Here is a 19,395-nt window from a genome sequence, read left to right as displayed (position 1 = left end):
ATATGTTTCAGAAGATAATGTAACGTCTTGCGCAATGCAAGCGTTCATTGCTGGCTATTGCGAAATATCATTGAGCGAGGACCCCAATATCTTGTGCCACGCCCGAACCCCCGGCGAACTAATCAATGCACTCTAAAACCGGAAGAGCCCTTTTAGTACTACTGGTGGATTTCGGTTTTGGTGGGGATTAACGCCGCCGGCTTCGGTTTTTCCGTTGAGGAGGTCGTTGACTACTTCCCGATGGTGAAATGGGTCGATGGTGAGGTAGAGAGGAACCAGTCACCTGGAAGAGATCGATCCAGTCGTTGGTGTGCAATCTGGGAGGTAGGGTCGCGGGGTCGATTCCTCGCGAGCGCAACCATGATTGTGTTTCTGAACGTGATGAAAACAACCCTGCCCTTCGGAGAATTTCCCCTATCCCGCGTCCCCGGGCAGTGAAAACGGTGTGCACCATCGCCTGAAAGGCTTTGCGCTGCTCTATCGGAATCTTCGGGTCACCCACCCGGCGGATCACTAAGATCCCCCCGTCAACGTTTGGCTGTGGCCGGAAAGCAGACCTTGGTACCCGAGAACCCAGGTGAAATGTGAACCATGGGGACCACTGAGCCGTCATCATCGTGCTTGCGCCTACCCCGGCCCGGCGGCGAGCGACTTCCCACTGCATGAGGAGTACAGCGTCAGTCCATGCTGGCGCATGCAGCAACTTTCGAAGAATGGCAGTGGTGAGGTGAAAGGGAATGTTTCCCACAATGACGCAGGGAGTGGCGGGTAACCGGAAGTTAAGGAAATCATCATGGACCACTTCGACCGCCGCCGAGGAGGTTTCTTGTGTGATTTTGGCAGCTAGTTTTGCGTCCACTTCAACTGCCGTTATCGCCCTCCCCAAGTGGGCCATCGGGTGAGTGAGGGCACCGCTTCCTGGTCCGATCTCAATGATGGGGCCGGAGGTTTGTTTCACAAGGTCGATGATGGAGTTGATGATCTTGTGGTTGGTGAGAAAATTTTGGCCATGCTCGTGACGGCCGTGTCCGTATGCAGACATCAGGTGTGCTCCTTGGATTTGAAAGGGAGCCGGGCATGACAAATAGCCGCCCGGCTAAAGGACCGGAGCGGTTTTTAACCTACGGGGTAGGAAACCGCCTTAGCGGTTGGTGCGCAACCGCAAGAAAGCGGTACCTGAAATCAACATGGGTCTAATTATATCCATTTAAATTCGCGGGTGTGAAGTGCCCCGGGTTTTGTTCCTAGGCGTTTGCCTTGATTTCTATTATTGCTTGCGGCGGGTGCTGGTCCCAAAATTCGGTTTCCACTTCAGCTGGCGTGCGGTAGCCCAAGCTTTGGTGAAGCCTCGTCTCGTTCCACCATGACACCCACTCAAACGTCGCGATTTCCACCTCGACAACCTCATCCCACCTGCGAGTATGGATCAGCTCGTTTTTGTAGGAACCATTAACGTTTTCCGCCAGAGCATTGTCATAGGAGTCGCCAACAGTTCCGGTGGAAGCGGCAATCCCGTGCTGGGCAAGACGCTCGTTGTAGACAACGCTGACATACTGCGAGCCGTGATCCGAATGATGAATGAGACCTGTTGTTTCCTCAGCAGACGCGATCGCCTGGTTGAGAGCTTGCAGCGGCAACGCTTCGGTGCGCATGGAATCTGATAACGCCCACCCAACGATCCGTTGGGAGTAAACATCGGTGACAAACGCGGCATACACAAAGCCTTTCTTCGTGCGCACGTAGGTAATATCAGCCACCCACAGCTTGTTCGGGCCTTCGGCTTTGAATTCTCGCTCCACCAAGTCCGGGCGCAAATCCGGCCTTTGAGGTGTGCGAGTGGTCATAGGCGAGCGGCCTTTGCCTTTGCCTGATACACCGGCTAGACGCATCAGCCGCGCGGTTTGTTCACGACCGATATCGATTCCGTCACGATGAAGAGCATGCCACATTTTCCGCACACCGTAGATGCCGTAATTATCCCGATGGATAGCACTAATGCGTTCAACCAGCACAGCATCACGAAGGCCGCGAGCACTTACCCCACGGGCCTTGGACTGACGATACCCACGCGAGGTGATGAACCCACCAGCGCGGTTTTTCTTCAACGTCTTACAGATGAACTCGACAGAGAAACGATTCCGGTATTCATCGATGAACCGGATCATTTCCGACGTTTTGGGTCGAGTTCCGACGCGAAAAAAGCTGAGGCAGCCTTTAAAAGTTCATTGGTGTCGCGTAGCTCTTGATTTTCACGGCGAAGCCTCGCGTTTTCGGCGGCCAGATCTTCAGGCACGGGTTCTGGGATGTTTCCCGCACGGCGGGCCTGTTGGGTCCATTGACGGGCTGTGTGCCATGACACCCCCAGCTTTGGGGCTACTGCCTGGCACGCGGCTTGCATCGACATATTTTCCGCCAAGATGCGGTCCTCTACAAGACGGACCACACGATCCTTCGCATCCTGGTCAAATTTTCTTGGCATATTCCAGATTTCCCATCTACTCAAACGGAACAAAACCTGGGACACTTCAGGATTTCTAGGGTTAGGTCATGATTACATCGATTTGCTGTCTCTAGTAAACGTATTTTTAAACGCATTTATATTGTTGGCCATAGGCCAGTTCCACAATCGAAACAGATCGGACCACGTAAAAGATGTATAAAGCAATGCCCCAAACGTGGGTCACGGGACTCGCTGGTAAAGACATTTCCGGAAAAGATATGTCCAACTATGACCTGACGGATATCAATCTCGAAGGAAGCATATGTAAAGGATGCTCTTTCCGCGGCTCCATGGTGGCATGGGCTAACTTGAAATCGGCAGATTTCACCGACGCAGATTTTACGAACGCAATTCTTAGCGAGTCAGACCTTCGTGGAGCGACATTAACGCGCGCTAATTTTACGAACGCATATCTAGTACCTGTTACCGCCAATCCAAGGCAATTCTCTGAATGTACAGGTTTGGATGCAAGGAATGCGATATTTTATAGCCCTTGATTGCGCCTACACGAATTCCGTTTGAACCCTTTTTTGTAATGAGCATTGAAAACGTGTAAACAACGCAATGTGAGGGTAAATCAGCGCACTCGCCGAGCCCGCCATAAAGCAGAACATATGCTAAAGCATATGTTCTGATTTGTGGTTCTAGCTGCTGGTTTCCCTAGAGAAGATGAAAGCAAGGGGCAAATCGACATGATAATGCGTGTCTCTGGGTGAACCTGGGCGGATTTTTACTTTGCGTACTTCTGGGCATTAAAAGCCTCTGACGCTGCTTCCGGGAAAGTTGGAATTGGGGATGTGGTTATGACACTACGGTTGGGCTCTATCCAACAATCGCTTTCGAAGGGATAGCCTTCTGCTGCTCGGACACGTCACTGCGTTTCGTGATGCGCACGTACTCTTGATCAATAAATTCGCTGCGCCAGCAGAGTGTCAGCGCAGCGATGTGCAGAGACAGAGATGAGGGGGCCGAGGATTAGTCGTCCTTCAGGCCGCCGATAACCTTGTTGGCCTTATCCTTCATACCCTCGGCAGCATCGAAGAGCTTATCCTTAGCCTCGGAAGCGACCTGGTCAACCCCATTAAGACCGCCTGCTTAGATTAACGAAGTTAGTGTTTGTGCTAGTGGGTATTTATCTTCTCTAACAGAACAAAATCTGGTGCCCTTCAGTTCAGATTCTTTGGCGTTCATAAGCTTAATTGCTGAAGGCAGAGGTCGAGTGCTTTTAAGTACGCACTAGTCTTAATGGTCGAAGCCCGAATACACCTTCACAACCTCAAGGAGAACTCATGACGCACTGCGCGGAGGAAGGCCTCGAAACGGCTACGGCATCGGCATCGTCGGGTGCTGCTCCCGTGCCGCAGGCTGGCAACCAGGAAGCCCGTCGTGCAGACCTGCGCCGGTGGAAAGCGATTGCGCTGTCGTTCCTGATTGGTGCGGCGGTGATCTTTTTGGGGTGTTCGTGGTGGCAGGCGTCGGAAAGCGGGGCTCCCGTCTGGGTGGGTTACGTGCGTGCAGCGGCGGAGGCAGGCATGGTGGGTGGCCTGGCGGACTGGTTTGCGGTGACCGCGCTATTTCGCCGGCCGATGGGGCTGCCCATTCCGCACACGGCGCTGATTCCGAATAATAAGGACCGCGTGGGCGATGCCTTAAGTGACTTTGTGGAGGAGAACTTCCTTACCGCGGATGCGCTTAGCGCCAAGGTGCGGGAAGCGGAGCTGCCGCTATGGCTGGCGCGCCAGGGCGTGGAGCCCGGCAAGGCGGAGGAGGTCTCCGCGTGGATTGGCGAGCGTGCCGCCAGCGTGGTCGCAGATTTGGACCCCGAAGAAGCAGAGCATTTTATCCGCACCCAAGTCATGGACCGCCTGGCCGAGCCCGAGTGGGGCCCACCGCTGGGTAGGCTGCTGGAGGGCTATATTGCAGACGGCAAGGCCCGTCCGCTGGAAGACGACCTCATTGAGTGGGCGCACGGCAAGATTCTGAGCATGGAGTCCACCGTGGTCACCGCCATCGACGAGCGGATGCCGGGGTGGGCGCCACGCTTTGCCCGCGAGATGGTGGGGGAGAAGGTCTATACCGAGCTCGTGGAATTCGCCGATGAGGTGCGCCGCAATGGCAACCATGAGGCTCGCCTGGCCATTCGCCGAAACCTGTCCAAGCTGGCCGCGGACCTGCAGTGGGACGAGGACATGCGCGGGCGCATTGAGGGCATCAAGCAAGAGATGCTCGCCTCCGACCAAGCCCAGCAGGCACCGGCGGCCATGTGGCGCACGGTATCCACCACGCTCATTGACCAGCTCAATGACCCGGAGTCTTTCCTGCGCCAGAAGATTACGGCCAAGGTAAAGGAGCTGGCGCACCGTCTGCTCGAGGACTCCGAATTCCTGGCCCAGGCTAATGCCCTCGTGGATAAGGCCGCGCGCTACGCGGTCGAGAAATTCGCGCCGGAAATCATCGCTATTATCCCAGAGACCATCAAGCGTTGGGATGCGGAGGAAGCCTCCCAGAATATCGAGCTCATGGTGGGCAAGGATCTGCAGTTTATTCGTTTGAACGGCACTATCGTCGGTTCCCTGGCAGGATTGGTGATATTCGCGATCAACCACCTGATCTTTGGTGCTTAAACACAAGGAGTAATGAGCAATGAGCGATAATAAAAAGATTTTCGATTCCCTGAAGGATGCCGGCAGCGCTGCTTTTGACGTAGCCAAGGACTTCGGCGGCCGCCTGCAAGAAGAGCGCACCCAGCACGCTCAAGGCGCGCAGGCACATAGCCCTTACGGCGCCACCGGCAAGGATGGCCTGGTGGACAAGGCCACCGCCACCGCGAAGGAATTTGGTGCTTCCTTGAAGAAGGCCGCGGACGGCACCCGCGAGTCCGCGTCTTTCGCTGACGCCAAGGGAAAGTTCTCCACCGCCTATAACGAGACCCGCGAGGGCGTCATGGACGCCTATAATTCCGCCCAGGCCCGCCGCGCGGAGAAGAAGAATGCGCCGCGCCCCGGCCAGAATTCGGCTCCTTCGCAGGGCGATAATATTATCGATGGTGAAGTAATCGATACCGACGACCCACAGAATTAATCTGCATGTATTTCCTTTATGAACTTGCCTGGAAGCTAGACAGCTACATCTTCCAAATCCTCACCCTGACCGCCATCGTCGGTGCGGTGCTCGCCGCTATCACGCGCGAGGACGCCTTCCGCGCCGGCGACCGTCAGGGCAAGTGGGTGTGGGTTGGCCTGTTGGCGGGCTCGGCCGTAGCGATGGCCACCGGCATGCCATTCCTGTCCTGGATCGGCACGGTCATTACCGGCGTGTACTGGTTTGATGTGCGCCCGCAGCTCAAGGCTATTATCAACGGCGATTACAGCTACTAATGCTTAACCTGCTCGTTGCCTCGGCCGCGACGGTCAAGGACCGCGCCGCCGATAACACCGTCGTGGTCTCCCCGCACCATGTTTCCCTCGCCGCGGGGGCCGGCGCGGCCGATATCATCTCCGTCGCCGGCTATCCCACCGGCCGCCACCACACGCTCATCAAGGCCTCTGAGGCGCGCTTGGCCATCCAATCGGGCGCCAGCGAGGTGTGGGTCAGCCTTGATGAGACCGTGACGGATGCCAATGCCGTGCTCTCCGAGCTCATCGCCATCCGCGAGGCCTGCCCCGACCCGGCCCGCTTGGGCCTCATCGTCCCAGACGCCCCGCTTGCCGATGCCGCCCTCAACGCCGCCCACCAAGCCGGTTATCAGCGCCTTATTGTGCGCAGTTCCGCAGCCGCGGCCCTGGACCACGCGGAATCGGGCGCCGGTGCCGAAGGCATGAAAAAAGGACCGGCGTTGGCCGCTGCCACTCTTCCGGTCCTCGAATTTCCCGCAGCTTTGGTTTAGGCTGCTTCCTTCGGCGCGTCCTGCTGTGGCGCGCCATTGTTGGCCCCACCATTGCCGGTGGTGCCCTCGCCGCCGGCCAGCTTATCCATGTCATTCATCGGAACATCGGTGCCGGTGATGGTGAGCTTGAGTTCGCCATCGAGCACCTCTACGGAATCGACGTTCATGTCCGAGCCCACGAACTGATCCGACATGCCGTTTTGCAGCGCGGAGGAGATGGCTTCGGTGGCCTGGTCCGGCAGCTCGAGGCCGAAGATGGAGGCCTCGGTGGCGCGGATATCCAGCTTTCCATCGTGGGCAGTGGGCTCGAGCGAGAGGTTGGCTAAGCCGCCGGCGAATTTCACGTCCAGCACATGGTCCTGCTCATTGGCGGTAATTTCCGTGACCACCATATTGCCCACCTTCTCGCTGCCGGCTTGCTCGGAAATACCCTTCTGGAAGGAGGCCAGCAGGTAGTCATCCGGCACAGTGGTAGAAGCGCGCAACTTACCGGCCACCGGATTGTCCTGGTCCGTGCTCATGTCTTCCACGTGGATCTCGGAGGCAGGCTGGCCCTTGATCTCGGTGCCGTCGATTTGCAGGGTGGACGGCGTGGTCATATCCATCTGGGAAATGGAGCCCTTAAACAACCCCAGAAGGAGCGGGCTGCCGCCGAAGCTGACGGAGGGGTCTTCTTTGACCTGGATGCCCTCTTGCTCAGCGGCCTCGTTGAACTGCGAGGTCATCTGGTTGCCGATGAACCAGCGCAGGCCAAACTCGGCCAGCAAGATGAGCACGAGAAGTGCTACGAGGATGCCAATGATGATTTTCCAGGCGAGTGAACCCGCCGATTTCTTCGAAGCCATGCGTACCAGTGTGGCGCATGAGACGGCGCGGGGCAAAGTCTGCGGTGAAGTTAGCAGGACATTTTTAACCTTGCGGCGCCACCGATTCCCAGTCCACGGTGAGCACATTATCGCGCAGGCGCCGGCGGACGGGGTGGATGTTGAAGGGGGCGTCGGCAAGCATGGCTCGCGCCCTACGCCAGCGCACGCGCGGACCGTAAGGCGCCCAGCCGGCCGCGCGGTCCCAAGCCTCGTCGGCGGCCTGAAGCAGCTCGTGGATGGGCTCGCCGGGCACATTGCGGTGGATGAGGATTTTGGGCAGGCGCTCGGCAATATCGGAGGGGCGCGCCACGTCGAACGGGTCCCACGCCAGGGTGAGCGTTCGCGGACCATGGGCATCGAGCAGCAACCAGGCCGCGCGCCGGCCGAGCTCATCGCAGGTGCCCTCCACAAAGAAACCGCCTGGGGCAAGCCGGGAACATACCGTCTGCCAGGCCTCTTCCACCTGGTCCACGTCATACTGGCGCAGCACATTAAACGCGCGCACCAGCTGCGGCCGGTAGCCGGCCAGCTCAAAGCCTCCCAGCTCGAAGCGCACGCCATCGCGCGGCGGCAGCACCCGGTCCGGGTGGATCTCCAGCCCGCGCACGTCTACCCGCGGATTCGCCCGGCGCAGCCACCCTGCCCACTCCACAGTGGTCGCATGCGAGGCCCCGTAGCCCACGTCGAGCGCCAGCGGCGCATCCACATGCCGCAGCAGCGCGGAAATCTCCGGGTGCGCGAGCATCCACCTATCGCAGCGCCGCAGCCGGTTGTGGTTGGTGGTGCCGCGGGTAATAACGCCAAAAGGCCGACCCGCAGCTGCGCTAGCGCGCAGATTATGTGCGTGGTCGGCCATAGATATTGGGTCTTGAGAGCTTAGGCGTTCTCAGAAATCCACTGTTCGGTCAGCTTGCCCTCGTTATCGAAGAGCTCACCCAGGGACTCGCCCACCTTCGGCTCGATGGCGGCGCCCATCATCGGGATATTGACGGAAATCTCGTTGACGTAGGACAGCTTGGTCATCTCGCCCTCGCCAGCCAGGGAGATATCGCCCTTGAAGTCTACCGGGGTGCCCTTGACATCCGCGGTGTAGTTAACGTCAGCAGCCTCACCATTGAGCGCGCCCACGGTAACCACGCGCTTGACCTTCAAGTCCTGGGAGACCATGGCGCGCACTGCCTCTGGCAGCAGGGTGGTCGGCAGAACCTCGAAGAGGGTGGCTACGTTATCGCTGAAGTCGTGCACCTGGCCCGCCTCAGGGGAGAGGTTGGCCACGATGTACTCCCAGTATTCCTTGGTGAGCAGCGCCTTGTGGACCTTTTCGATGGGCTGATTGATGGTTACGGTGTTTTCACTACGGGTTGACATGCCTAACAGACTACCTTGGTAGGCGTGCTTGATAAATCTTTGACGCAACAGCTCACAGCGATCGACGGCGTAGAACTGGACCCTGCCGCCACCTTCGCGGACCTGACTACGCTGCGTGTAGGCGGAAAACCGCAGGCCGCACTGCGCTGCTCGCAGCCGGAGGCCGCCGTTGCCGTGGTGCGTGCCCTTGATCACGCCGAAGTGAAATTCATCGTCGTTGGCGGCGGCTCCAACCTCTTGGTGGCCGATGGCGCAGTGGATCTCGTCGCGGTCATCCTCGATTTCGACGAGGTCTCCATGGACACCGAAACCGGCGTGGTGCGCGCACAGGCGGGTGCCGTCTGGGATGACGTAGTGGCCCGCTCCGTGCAGCTCGGCCTGGGCGGCATAGAGTGCCTCTCCGGCATTCCCGGCACCGTGGGCGCGGTCCCCGTGCAGAATGTGGGTGCCTATGGCGCGGAAATTTCTGAGGTCCTTACCCGCGTGCGCCTCTATAACCGCCGCACCGATACCGATGAGTGGGTTCCCGCCTCCGATCTAGAGCTGGCGTATCGCTATTCCAACCTGAAATTCACCGGCCGCGCCGTGGTGCTGGAGGTGGAGCTCCAGCTCGATACCGAGGGCCTTTCCCGCCCGCTGCGCTTTGGCCAGCTCACCCAGAATCCGGGCGAGCGCCGCCCCGTGGCCGAGGTCCGCGAGGAGGTATTGAAGCTCCGCCGCGGCAAGGGTATGGTGCTCGACCCCACCGACCATGACACCTGGTCCGCCGGCTCCTTCTTTACCAACCCGGTGGTGGACTCCGCTCTTGCCGACGCCGTCCAGGCCAAAGTCCGTGCCTCGCTTGGCGACGCCACCGCAGACTCCATGCCCCGCCACCCCTCTGCCGAGACCGGCCGGGAAAAGCTGTCCGCCGCCTGGCTCATTGACCGCGCCGGGTTTGCCAAGGGCTACCCGGGCTCCGGCCGGGCCACGCTCTCGACGAAGCACACGCTGGCGCTGACCAACCGCGGCGAGGCCACGGCCGCCGATATCGTGGACCTTGCCCGCACCATCCGTGACGGCGTCCAGGAAACCTTCGGCGTGGAGCTTGTGCCCGAACCCGTGTGGATCGGCCTTTCCCTCGACGAGTAGTGCGCGAGCGCGCTTTTGCTCCGAGTCTCTGGGGCATAAAATCTACAAAGCAGCCACGATAGCGCCCTTAACCACGCGGTTTTCGGGTCTATCGTGGCTGCTTTTCAGTTCGGCGCCTCTCGCGCCGGCGACTGGCTTAGGCGGCCATGACCTGGAGCCACTCATCCTTAGCGCCCAGGAATTCGCGGGCCGCCTCTTGCGCGCCCTCCAAACTGTGGTGCGCACCCCAACCGCACTGCTCTTCATTGGCGGCCGGTACCTCGGTGGCGTCAAGAATATCGTTGAGCGCGCCTTCCACCGCGCGCAGCAGCTCGTCCTGCTCCATGCCGTTGGTGATGGCGTAGAAGCCAGTGCGGCAGCCCATCGGGGCGAAGCCGATGAGCTTATCGGTGTAGTTGCGCATGAAGTTTGCCATCATGTGCTCCACCGAATGCAGCGCCTTGGTATCCAGGTGATCCTGGTTAGGCTGGCAAAAGCGCAGGTCATACTTGATGATTTCGACGCCGCCGCCCAAATCCGTGCGGTCGGCTACGCGGATATATGGCGCGCTGACTAGGCGGTGGTCGAGTTCGAAGGACTTAACGTTGAGCTTCTTGTCATTCTGTTCAGTCATGCTTCTCCAGTGTAATCACGGCTGAGTGTCACTTCCTGAAATAGATTCTTTACCGCATACGCTGGGATAATATGAGCACTCTCGACGACGCCGCTGAGGCCCCCGGCGCCGCACGCACCCCTGGGGACTTGCCTTCTGCCGAACAGCCTGACGGCGAGCAGCCCGCCGGCCGCCAGCCTGCCGGGACTCCGTCGAGCGCCGCGGCTACTCCGGTAAGCGAATCCGGGTACGAGGGGGCGGATAAGATCGTGCCCAGCACCGCGCCCACCGTGGTCAAGATTGCGGGCCACACCGAGGAAGTAGATCCCCTGGCCCGCGGTAACCGCTTACGTAAGGAAAGCTGGGGGCTGGTGGCGCGCCGCGTGTGGGCCGATTTCTTTCACGATGCCTTGATGGATCGTGCGGCCACGATGACGTACTTCACGCTCATGGCCTTTGCTCCCACGGTGCTAGCCGCCTATTCCATCGCCACGCTCATCTTTTCCTCGCGGCGTGCCGAGGTGCACGAATTGACCTCACACTTCATTGCGGACTACGTGCCCAGTTCCATGACGGAGCAGGCCGAAAAACTGGTGGGCTCCATCATTGGTTCCACGGCGCAAGGCACCTTCGCGCTGGTGGTATCCGTGCTAGTTTCGCTCTTTGCGGCCTCGGCCTATGTGCGCGCCTTCTCGCGCACGGCTAATACCGTCTATGGACGAGTGGAAGGCCGCGGAATCATCCGCACCTGGGCGTTGATGTGGGGGCTTACCATCGTCCTCGTCATCGGTGCGGTCATCGTGCTCTTTGCTAACCTGCTGCGCGATACCATCGTGAGCGGCGTTATCAATCCGCTCGCGGGCAAGTTGGAGATGCAGGGCACCGCGGACTTTTTGGGTGGGATCTTCATGCCAGTGTGGAATTGGCTGCGCTTCCCGCTCACCGTGGCGATCGTGCTGAGCTTGATCGCTATTTTGTATCACTTTTCCCCGAACGTGCGGCCAGCGCGCTTTCGGTGGATAACCCTAGGCTCCGTCGTAGCGCTGAGCACCAATGTTGTGGTGTGGGGAGCATTTGCGCTGTATACCCAGCGCTTTGCCGGAGCCAGCGTCTATGGCGCCTTCAGCCTCATCATGGCCGTATTCATGGCCGTGTGGCTATCTAATACGATGCTCATTCTGGGCATCAAGCTCGATGCGGAGATCCTGCGCGCCAAGGAACTGCAATTGGGCCTGCGCGCCGCGCGGCATATCCAGGCCCCGCCGCGTTCCGACGCCGCCGCTAAGTCCCAAGCCCGCGCCCAGCACGACCTTGAGGAGCGTTCCGAGCGCATCTACGAGCAGGCGGTGCGCCGGGAAGAGCGTTAAGAAGGCTAGCCCTGGTTGAGCAGCGCGAGCAGATCGCGCTGGACATCGCGGCGGCGCAGCTTGCCCAGCTGATCGCCGGCGAGCTCATCCATGGCAAAGAAGCGCTGCGGGACCTTATAGCGCGCCACCAACCCGCGGCAATGGTCGCGCAAGGCGGATTCGTCGAGCTGCGCGCCGGGGGCAAGCACCACGCAGGCTGCGACGTCCTCCGAACCATCGGAGCGAGGAAGGCCCACGACCGCGGCCTGGGCAATATCAGGATGGGAGGTTAAAGCCTCCTCGACCTCGCCGGGGTAGACATTGAAGCCACCGGTGATGATGATTTCCTTGATGCGGCCCACCAACCGGATATGGCCGTCAGGCTCGCGCACGCCCATGTCCCCGGTGCGGAACCAGCCGTCATGGAAGGCGGCGGCGGTGGCGGGGGCGTCGGCAAGGTAGCCGTTAAAGACTTGCGGGCCGCGGGCGAGGATCTCGCCGGCCTCGCCATCCGGCTGGGTGCGGCTGAGGTCGTGAGGATCGCCGATGCGCAGCTGCGTATCCGGCAGCGGCAGGCCGATGGTGCCGGCGCGCCGGGTGCCATCGAGGGGATTGATGGTCAGCACGGGAGAGGTCTCCGTAAGCCCATAGCCTTCCACCAGTATGCCGCCGGTGCGCGCCTCCCATGGCTCGATGATGCGCGAGGGGAGGGAAGCTGCGCCCGAGATGGAATAGCGCACCCTGCCGAGATCCGTGGGCGCGTCGGACGCGGCTGTGTCTGCGGCCGCGGGTGTGGACGCCATGGCGCGCTCGTAGATGGTGGGCACGCCCGGCATCCAGGTGGGGCGGCGCACGGCAAGGGCCGCGGTCACCGCGTCGGTGTGTGGGGCAGGCAGCAGGATGATCTCGGCCGCACAGCGCACCGCGAGGAGCACGCTCATCGTCAGGCCATAGGAATGGAACATGGGCAGCGCGGCCAGAAAGCGCTCATGTCCAGCGCGCAGCGGGGCCTGGGTTTCTAGCTGCAGGCAGTTGGCCGCGAGGTTGCCGTGGGTTAAGACCACGCCCTTGGGGCGGGCGGTGGTGCCGGAGGTGTAGAGGATAAGGGCGGCGTCGGCAAGCGCGGCAGGGTGCGGTTCCACCGGGGCGCCGGTGAGGGGAAGCGGCTCGCTGAGGGAAACGGCAATGGTGGTCTCTACCTGCGCGGACACGGTGGGGGCGATGTCCTCCCAGGCAATCGCCACGCGGGCGCCATGGTGGGCGAGCAGCGGGGTGAGCTCGTGCGCGGTATAGCGCGGATTGTGCTCCACCACCACCGCGCCCAGGCGCAGGATGGCGAAGAATGCCACCACGTGCTGCGGGCAATTGGGCAGCAGGAGCGCCACACGGTCGCCGGGGCGCACGCCCATCTCGCGCAGGGTACCGGCCGCGGCCGCCACCTGGGCGTCGAGCTCGCCATAGGTGAGCGTGTGGCCAGCGAAGTAGGTGGCGGGGTGCTGGGGAAACCTCGCGACGGCGGACGCGAGGAAATCCGTCAAGGTAGCGCCGTAATGAATATCTGCCATAGCCGCTAAGTTTATGCCTTTGCCTCCAGCAGCTCGAGTAGGTCCTTGCGCACCTGGTGGCGACGGATTTTGCCCAGATGGTCGCGCGCCAGATCTTCGAAGTGGTAGAAGGTGCGCGGCACCTTATAGCGGGTCAGGCGTGCGCGGCAGAATTCCTTCAGGCCTTCTGGATCGAGCACGGCGCCATCGCGCAGGGTGACGCAGCCGACGACATCCTCGGAGCCATCCTGGCGCGGGCGGCCCACGGCGGCGACATCCACGACGTCGGGATGCTGGGCAATCGCCTCTTCCACCTCGGCGGGATAGACGTTGAAGCCGCCGGTGATGATGATTTCCTTGATGCGGCTGACCAGCTTGATATAGCCATCCGGTTCCATGAGTGCCATATCACCGGTGCGGAACCAGCCATTGTGGAAGGTCTTTTCGGTAGCGGCGGCATTGCCAAAGTAACCCTGGAAAATCTGCGGACCGCGCGCGAGCATCTCGCCCGGTTGGCCATCGGGCTGGGCCTCATCCAGGTTCTCAGGGTTGGCGATGCGCACCTCCGTATCCGGGAAGGGCACGCCTACATAGCCGGGGCGGTGCTTGCCGTTCATGGGATTGGCCGTAAGTACCGGGGAGGTCTCCGTCATGCCGAAGCCCTCCACCAACCGGCCGCCGGTCATGGTCTCCCAGCGCTCCACAATCTCTATGGGCAGCGTGGCGGCGCCGGAGAAGGCATTGCGGATGCCGCTTAAGTCGACGTCTTTTTCTTCCGCCGCGTCCATGATCTTCTGATACAGCGTGGGCACGCCCGGCAGCCAGGTAGGCGTGCGTTTCTTTACGATGTCCATAATCAGCGGCATCTGCGGGGAGGGGACCAGGATGAGCTCAGCGCCAAGGTAGATGCTGAAGATGCACAGCGTGGTCATGCCATAGGCGTGGAAGATGGGCAATGCCGCGAGGAAGCGCTCTTGTTGCTTGCCCATCTGTGGCACCCAGGCCTTGCCCTGAATGGCATTGGCAATGAGGTTGCCGTGTGAGAGCAGGGCACCCTTGGGCTTTCCGGTGGTGCCGGAGGTATAGAGGATGAGCGTGATATCGTCCTGGGAGATCTCAGGGATATCGAGGTCCGAGCCATCGCCGCCAATGGCCGCGCCGATGAGGGTGGACCACTCCACGGTATTGGGTGCGGGGCTGGTGAGCTGCTCGCGCTTGGCGGCCAACGGCGGGATGGGCAGGCGCAGTGCGAGGCGCTTGAGTGGTGGCATGGCATCGACCATATTGACGGAGACGATGGTCTCCAGCGGGGTGGTCGAGCGTAGCTTTTCCAGAGTGGAGGCGGTTTTATCCCAGGAGATGACCACGCGCGCCCCATGGTCATTGAGCAGCCCTTCCAGCTCCGGGGCGGTATAGAGCGGGTTGTGCTCGACCACGGTGGCGCCAAGCAATTGCACCGCATAGAACGCGGCGACGTGTTGGGGGCAGTTCGGTAGCACGATGGCCACCTTGTCGCCGGGGCGAATACCAAAAGCCTTGAGACCGGCCGCAGCGGCGCGCACCTGGGTATCGAGCTCCGCGTAGGTCTGTGTCTTTCCGAAGAAGTAGGTGGCGGATTTATTGGCATTGACCCGCAGGTTATTGCGGTAGTAGTCGACGATGGTTTTATCGCCGTAGTCCAGCGTGTGTGGGGTCCAATCGCTGTAGTGCTCGAGCCAAGCTCGGGAGGTGGAAGCGGACACGCGGAAAACCTTTCGTTTGGCTACAAAAACTATTTCTGAGGGGATAGCATATCCCAAATATGAGGAATCCCTCTAGTTTTCTTCCAGTGTCAGCAAAAAACGTTTGGCTTCCAGACCACCCGCATAGCCGCCGAGACCGCCATCGCTGCGCAGCACACGGTGACATGGCCGCACGATGAGCAGGGGATTGGCGCCGCACGCACTGCCCACGGCCCGCGTCGCGCCGGGCCGGCCCAGCAGCTTGGCCATGTCGCGGTAGGTGACCGTCTCCCCATAGCCAATCTCGGCCAGCCGCGCATGCACTGCGGCGCGAAAGTCGGTCGTCGCAGGCGGGGCGAGGGGCAACTCGAAGGCGCGGCGCTGGCCGGCGAAATACTCCGCGAGCTGTGTCTGGGCGGCGTCGAGCACGTCCGCGCTGCGCTTTTCGACGCCCCCTTCTTCCACACCGCCCACCGCTTCCTGCAAGGTGCTGGCCGCGGTGATGTCCACGCGGGAAAGCCCCCGCGGGCTCGCCTGCAAGCGCAGGGGTCCGAGGGGGCTATCGATAAGGCGGAACATGTTAGTTCTGTTCGGCCTCGAGGCGGCGGATGAGGTCCGCTTGGACCTCGCGGCGGCGGATCTTGCCCATCTGGTCCTTGGCCAGCTCCTCAAAGTGGTAGAAGGTGCGCGGGACCTTGTAGCGGGTCAGGCGCTCGCGGCAGTAGTCCTTGAGTCCCTCCGGATCCAGGGCGGCGCCATCGGCGAGGTCGAGGCAGGCCACGACGTCCTCGGAGCCGTCCTCGCGCGGGCGGCCGACCACGGCGACGTCATCGATGCTCGGGTGCTCGCGCAGGATTTCTTCCACCTCGCCCGGATACACGTTGAAGCCGCCGGTGATGATGATTTCCTTGATGCGGCTGACCAGGCGGATAAAACCGTCTTCTTCCATGACGCCCATATCGCCGGTGCGGAACCACTCGCCGTGGAAGGCGGCCTCGGTGGCCTCTTCATTGTTGAGGTAGCCCTTGAAGATCTGCGGGCCGCGGGCCAGAACCTCGCCTTCGACGCCGTCCGGCTGGGTCTCGTCCAGATTATCCGGGTTGGCAATGCGCACCTGCGTATCTGGGAACGGAATGCCCACGTAGCCTGGGCGGCGGTCGGTGCTCATGGGGTTGCCCACAATAATCGGCGAGCACTCGGTGAGGCCATAGCCCTCCACCAAGAGGCCGCCGGTGTAGTTCTCCCACTTATTGACCGTGTCCGAAGGCAGGGTAGACGCGCCGGAGAAGGCCGCGCGCACACCCTTGATGGGGATTTCCTGATCCTCGGCGGCCTTCACGATGCGCTCATAGAGCGTCGGCACGCCCGGAACCCAGGTCGGGGTGTGCTTCTTCATCAACTGCATGATGAGCGACATATCTGGCTTGGGCAGGATAACTAGCTCGCCGCCGATGAACTGCGCCAAGGTCACGTTCATGGTCAGGCCATAAGCGTGGAAGAAGGGGAGGGCTGCCAGCATGCGCTCCGGCTTATCGCCCAAACCTGGTACCCACGCCTTGCCCTGCATCAGGTTAGAAAACAGGTTGCCGTGCGAGAGCATGGCGCCCTTCGGGGCGCCGGTGGTGCCAGAGGTGTACATAATCAGCGCGATGGTGTCCTTGTCCACGTCCTCCGGCGTGGTGATATCGCTACCATCGCCGCCGATGGCGTTGCCCACCAAGGTCTCCCACGGCACGGTATTTGGCGCCGGGGACGAGAGCTGCTCGCGCTTGGACTTCAGCGGCGGGATGGGCAGGCGCAGGGCGGCGCGCTGCAGGGTGGGCATGGCGTTGATCATGTTGATGGACACGACCGTTTCCAGATTGGTGGTCGCGCGCAGCTTCTCCAAGGTCGGGGCTGCCTTATCCCAGGCAATGGCAATGCGCGCGCCGTGATCCTGGAAGAGCCCCTCCAGCTCGTGGGCGGTGTAGAGCGGGTTGTGCAGCACCACCTGGGCGCCCAGCTTCAAGATGGCGTAGAACGCCGCGATGTACTGCGGCGAGTTTGGTGCCACGATGGCTACGCGGTCACCGGGGCGCACACCGAAGGCCTTCAAGCCAGCGGCGGCAGCGCGAACCTGCCGGTCCAGCTCCGCATACGTTTGGGTGCGCCCGAAGAAGTAGGTGGCCGGTTTATCGGCGTTGACCTCAAGATTGTTGTCGTAGATATCCAGCAACGTGGTCTCGCCGTACTCGAGGTGGTGCGGTGTCCATTCCGGGTAATACTGGAGCCAAGCCTGTGATTCGTATGCGGACAAAACTATACCTTTCGGTGGCGTAGGTTTCTGGCAGGGGCCAGTATAGCGCCGGTAGAATTGAGCGCCATGCGCATCGCCATGATCTCTATGCATACCTCGCCGATTGAACAGCCCGGCTCGGGGGATGCCGGCGGCATGAACGTCTACGTCCTCAATAGTGCGCGCCAACTGGCTCGCCGGGGAATAGAGGTGGACGTCTACACTCGCGCCACCCGGCCTAGCCAGGGCGAAATCATTGCGGTCGAGCCCGGCCTGCGCGTTATCAATATTGTCGCGGGCCCGTACGAGGGCCTGGATAAAGAGGATCTGCCCACCCAGCTGGCCGCTTTCGCGGGCGGCATGGTGCAATTTGCCAAATGGCAGGGCAAGAAATATGACCTTATTCACTCCCACTATTGGCTCTCTGGTCAGGTGGGCTGGCTACTGCGGGATCTCTGGGGCATACCGCTCATCCACACGGCCCATACTCTGGCCGCGGTAAAAAACGCTTCTCGGACGGCGGATGACACCCTGGAGTCCGAGGCCCGCCGCATCTGCGAGCAGCAATTGGTGGATAACGCGGACCTGCTCGTGGTCAATACCGAGCAAGAGGCCCGCGACTTAGCCGAGCACTACGACGCCGAGTGCGACATCATTCGCGTGGTCTCGCCCGGCGCCGACGTCGAGCTATTTACCCCAGGCACGGACCGCAATACAGAGCGCTCCCGCCGCGAGCTGGGCATTCCACTGCATACCAAGGTGGTGGCCTTTGTGGGGCGCCTGCAAAAATTCAAGGGCCCAGAGGTCCTCATTCGCGCCACGGCCGAGCTCTTCCGCCGCGAACCGACCCGCAACCTGTGCGTGGTCATTTGTGGCGGACCATCGGGGGCTAATACGGCGCCGGAGGCCTATAGGGAGTTGGCGCGCGAGTTGGGCGTCGATAAGCGCGTGCGCTTTTTGGGTGCCCGCCCGCCAGAGGAGCTGGTGGGGGTCTACCGCGCGGCCGATATTGTGGCGGTGCCTAGCTATAACGAGTCCTTCGGCCTGGTGTCGCTGGAGGCCCAGGCTTCTGGCACGCCGGTGGTAGCCGCGGCCGTCGGCGGGCTGCCCATCGCCGTAGCCGAAGGGGAGACCGGCCTGCTGGTGCACTCGCACGACCCGTCCGACTGGGCCGATGCTCTAGCCCGCCTGCTTGACGACGACCCCATGCGCATCGCCATGGGCGAAGCCGCCGTCGCCCACGCTGCGCGCTTTAGCTGGGCCAGCTCCGCCGCCGCGCTCGCAGAAATCTATGACGAGGCCAGCCGCATCAAGGTCCCGGATTGCCATCAACGGCGGGCGATTGGGGATTAAACCCCGACGCCGGTAGTAATTTCGTGGCATGCTGGAGGCATGACTAACGGAAAACTGATTCTTCTTCGCCATGGCCAATCCAAGTGGAACGAGTCCAACCAGTTCACTGGCTGGGTCGATGTAGATCTGACCGAAAAGGGCGAGGCGGAAGCCAAGCGCGGCGGTGAGCTGCTCGCGCAGGAAGGCGTTCTGCCCGATGTCCTCTATACCTCTCTTCTTCGCCGTGCTATCCGCACCGCGAACATCGCACTCAACGCCGCCGACCGCCACTGGATTCCAGTGGTGCGCGACTGGCGCCTCAACGAGCGCCACTACGGCGCCCTGCAGGGGCTGAACAAGGCCGAGACCAAGGAAGAATACGGTGAGGAAAAGTTCATGGCATGGCGCCGCTCCTATGACACGCGCCCGCCGGAGCTGGCCGATGACTCCGAGTACTCCCAGACCAATGACCCGCGCTACGCCGACCTGGAAAAGGTCCCGCAGACCGAGTGCCTGAAGGACGTCGTCGCCCGCTTCGTTCCGTACTTCGAGGAAGAAATCCTCCCACGCGCCAAGAAGGGCGAGACCGTGCTCATCGCCGCACACGGCAACTCCCTGCGCGCATTGGTCAAGCACCTGGACAATATCTCCGATGATGATATTGCCGGCCTGAATATTCCGACCGGCATCCCGCTGGTGTATGAGATCACCGAGGATGGCTCCGTAGTAAACCCAGGTGGCACCTACCTGGATCCGGAAGCCGCCGCTGCCGGTGCCGCCGCCGTTGCTGCGCAGGGCGGTAAGTAAGAAACTGCGCCACAGTCCCCGGGGAGT

General features: G+C 61.2%; 21 protein-coding genes. 9 read left to right on the top strand and 12 right to left on the bottom strand.

Features of this window, described 5'->3' with window-relative positions; translation table 11 throughout:
• Window positions 1–187: 187 nt before the first annotated feature.
• The 4 genes from QP915_RS05180 to QP915_RS11725 all read right to left on the bottom strand — a co-directional run bounded on the left by QP915_RS05180 (window position 188) and on the right by QP915_RS11725 (window position 2,479).
• Complete coding sequence (locus QP915_RS05180) at window positions 188–1,042, bottom strand: 23S rRNA (adenine(2058)-N(6))-methyltransferase Erm(X) (protein WP_011117480.1); 855 nt, start codon at window positions 1,040–1,042, stop codon at window positions 188–190.
• Between the two features lie 99 nt (window positions 1,043–1,141).
• Window positions 1,142–1,189 carry an erythromycin resistance leader peptide gene (locus tag QP915_RS11730; RefSeq protein ID WP_011116968.1) on the bottom strand — a complete coding sequence of 16 codons (48 nt, stop codon included), beginning with the start codon at window positions 1,187–1,189 and terminating at the stop codon, window positions 1,142–1,144.
• Window positions 1,190–1,244: 55 nt separating this feature from the next.
• The gene (locus QP915_RS05175) at window positions 1,245–2,165 is read right to left on the bottom strand and encodes an IS3 family transposase (protein ID WP_350309423.1); all 921 of its coding nucleotides are present in this window, start codon (window positions 2,163–2,165) and stop codon (window positions 1,245–1,247) included.
• Window positions 2,162–2,479 (bottom strand): transposase, encoded by a 318-nt coding sequence (locus QP915_RS11725; RefSeq protein ID WP_013887466.1) that lies wholly within the window; start codon window positions 2,477–2,479, stop codon window positions 2,162–2,164. The genes QP915_RS05175 and QP915_RS11725 overlap by 4 nt, the downstream gene beginning before the upstream one ends.
• A gap of 173 nt (window positions 2,480–2,652) precedes the next feature.
• On the opposite strand from QP915_RS11725, the gene QP915_RS11720 reads away from it, so the two are divergent.
• The 5 genes from QP915_RS11720 (at window position 2,653) to QP915_RS05155 (ending at window position 6,386) form a co-directional block, all read left to right on the top strand.
• Complete coding sequence (locus QP915_RS11720; protein WP_350309422.1) at window positions 2,653–2,997, top strand: pentapeptide repeat-containing protein; 345 nt, start codon at window positions 2,653–2,655, stop codon at window positions 2,995–2,997.
• A gap of 792 nt (window positions 2,998–3,789) precedes the next feature.
• Window positions 3,790–5,124: a DUF445 domain-containing protein gene (locus tag QP915_RS05170; protein WP_284768406.1), complete on the top strand. Its 1,335-nt coding sequence runs from the start codon at window positions 3,790–3,792 to the stop codon at window positions 5,122–5,124.
• Window positions 5,125–5,143: 19 nt separating this feature from the next.
• Entirely contained in the window at window positions 5,144–5,581 is a 438-nt protein-coding gene (locus QP915_RS05165) for a CGLAU_01105 family protein (RefSeq protein ID WP_284768405.1), read from the top strand.
• 5 nt (window positions 5,582–5,586) lie between these two features.
• A complete protein-coding gene (locus QP915_RS05160; RefSeq protein ID WP_284768403.1) occupies window positions 5,587–5,877 on the top strand; it encodes a DUF2516 family protein in 291 nt (96 codons plus the stop codon).
• Window positions 5,877–6,386: a beta/alpha barrel domain-containing protein gene (locus tag QP915_RS05155; RefSeq protein ID WP_284768402.1), complete on the top strand. Its 510-nt coding sequence runs from the start codon at window positions 5,877–5,879 to the stop codon at window positions 6,384–6,386. Before QP915_RS05160 ends, QP915_RS05155 begins: the two co-directional genes overlap by 1 nt.
• On the opposite strand, the gene QP915_RS05150 is transcribed toward QP915_RS05155, so the two are convergent.
• The 3 genes from QP915_RS05150 to QP915_RS05140 form a co-directional block, all read right to left on the bottom strand.
• Window positions 6,383–7,231 (bottom strand): LmeA family phospholipid-binding protein, encoded by an 849-nt coding sequence (locus QP915_RS05150; RefSeq protein ID WP_284768401.1) that lies wholly within the window; start codon window positions 7,229–7,231, stop codon window positions 6,383–6,385. The two genes, QP915_RS05155 and QP915_RS05150, sit on opposite strands and share 4 nt — an antisense overlap.
• A 64-nt stretch (window positions 7,232–7,295) precedes the next feature.
• Window positions 7,296–8,108, bottom strand: coding sequence for a class I SAM-dependent methyltransferase (locus tag QP915_RS05145; protein WP_284768400.1), 813 nt, complete (start codon window positions 8,106–8,108; stop codon window positions 7,296–7,298).
• 20 nt (window positions 8,109–8,128) lie between these two features.
• Window positions 8,129–8,620: a DUF2505 domain-containing protein gene (locus tag QP915_RS05140; RefSeq protein WP_284768399.1), complete on the bottom strand. Its 492-nt coding sequence runs from the start codon at window positions 8,618–8,620 to the stop codon at window positions 8,129–8,131.
• A 24-nt stretch (window positions 8,621–8,644) separates the two neighbouring features.
• Here QP915_RS05140 and QP915_RS05135 point away from each other — a divergent pair, with 24 nt between their 5' ends.
• On the top strand, window positions 8,645–9,751 hold the full coding sequence (locus tag QP915_RS05135; RefSeq protein ID WP_284768397.1) for a UDP-N-acetylmuramate dehydrogenase: 1,107 nt from the start codon (window positions 8,645–8,647) through the stop codon (window positions 9,749–9,751).
• A gap of 136 nt (window positions 9,752–9,887) precedes the next feature.
• Here QP915_RS05135 and QP915_RS05130 read toward each other — a convergent pair whose 3' ends face one another.
• On the bottom strand, window positions 9,888–10,364 hold the full coding sequence (locus QP915_RS05130; protein ID WP_284768396.1) for an S-ribosylhomocysteine lyase: 477 nt from the start codon (window positions 10,362–10,364) through the stop codon (window positions 9,888–9,890).
• Between the two features lie 71 nt (window positions 10,365–10,435).
• Here QP915_RS05130 and QP915_RS05125 point away from each other — a divergent pair, with 71 nt between their 5' ends.
• Window positions 10,436–11,710 carry a YihY/virulence factor BrkB family protein gene (locus QP915_RS05125; RefSeq protein WP_284768393.1) on the top strand — a complete coding sequence of 425 codons (1,275 nt, stop codon included), beginning with the start codon at window positions 10,436–10,438 and terminating at the stop codon, window positions 11,708–11,710.
• A 5-nt stretch (window positions 11,711–11,715) separates the two neighbouring features.
• Here QP915_RS05125 and QP915_RS05120 read toward each other — a convergent pair whose 3' ends face one another.
• The 4 genes from QP915_RS05120 to QP915_RS05105 form a co-directional block, all read right to left on the bottom strand.
• Window positions 11,716–13,254, bottom strand: a complete 1,539-nt coding sequence (locus QP915_RS05120; RefSeq protein ID WP_284768391.1) for an AMP-binding protein — start codon at window positions 13,252–13,254, stop codon at window positions 11,716–11,718.
• A gap of 11 nt (window positions 13,255–13,265) precedes the next feature.
• Window positions 13,266–14,975, bottom strand: a complete 1,710-nt coding sequence (locus QP915_RS05115; protein ID WP_284768390.1) for a long-chain-fatty-acid--CoA ligase — start codon at window positions 14,973–14,975, stop codon at window positions 13,266–13,268.
• A gap of 72 nt (window positions 14,976–15,047) precedes the next feature.
• Window positions 15,048–15,533: a methylated-DNA--[protein]-cysteine S-methyltransferase gene (locus QP915_RS05110; protein ID WP_284768389.1), complete on the bottom strand. Its 486-nt coding sequence runs from the start codon at window positions 15,531–15,533 to the stop codon at window positions 15,048–15,050.
• A 1-nt stretch (window position 15,534) separates the two neighbouring features.
• A complete protein-coding gene (locus QP915_RS05105; RefSeq protein WP_284768388.1) occupies window positions 15,535–17,250 on the bottom strand; it encodes a long-chain-fatty-acid--CoA ligase in 1,716 nt (571 codons plus the stop codon).
• A 66-nt stretch (window positions 17,251–17,316) separates the two neighbouring features.
• On the opposite strand from QP915_RS05105, the gene mshA reads away from it, so the two are divergent.
• Together mshA and QP915_RS05095 are read left to right on the top strand one after the other, a co-directional pair.
• Window positions 17,317–18,582, top strand: a complete 1,266-nt coding sequence (mshA, locus tag QP915_RS05100; protein ID WP_284768386.1) for a D-inositol-3-phosphate glycosyltransferase — start codon at window positions 17,317–17,319, stop codon at window positions 18,580–18,582.
• A gap of 39 nt (window positions 18,583–18,621) precedes the next feature.
• The gene (locus tag QP915_RS05095; RefSeq protein ID WP_238800529.1) at window positions 18,622–19,368 is read left to right on the top strand and encodes a phosphoglyceromutase; all 747 of its coding nucleotides are present in this window, start codon (window positions 18,622–18,624) and stop codon (window positions 19,366–19,368) included.
• Window positions 19,369–19,395: the final 27 nt, after the last annotated feature.

It is taken from the genome of Corynebacterium sp. MSK158 (assembly GCF_030229085.1).
Lineage (GTDB): Bacteria > Actinomycetota > Actinomycetes > Mycobacteriales > Mycobacteriaceae > Corynebacterium.
Note: the sequence above shows the minus strand (reverse complement) of the source record. Positions and strands in the feature narration are given on the sequence as shown.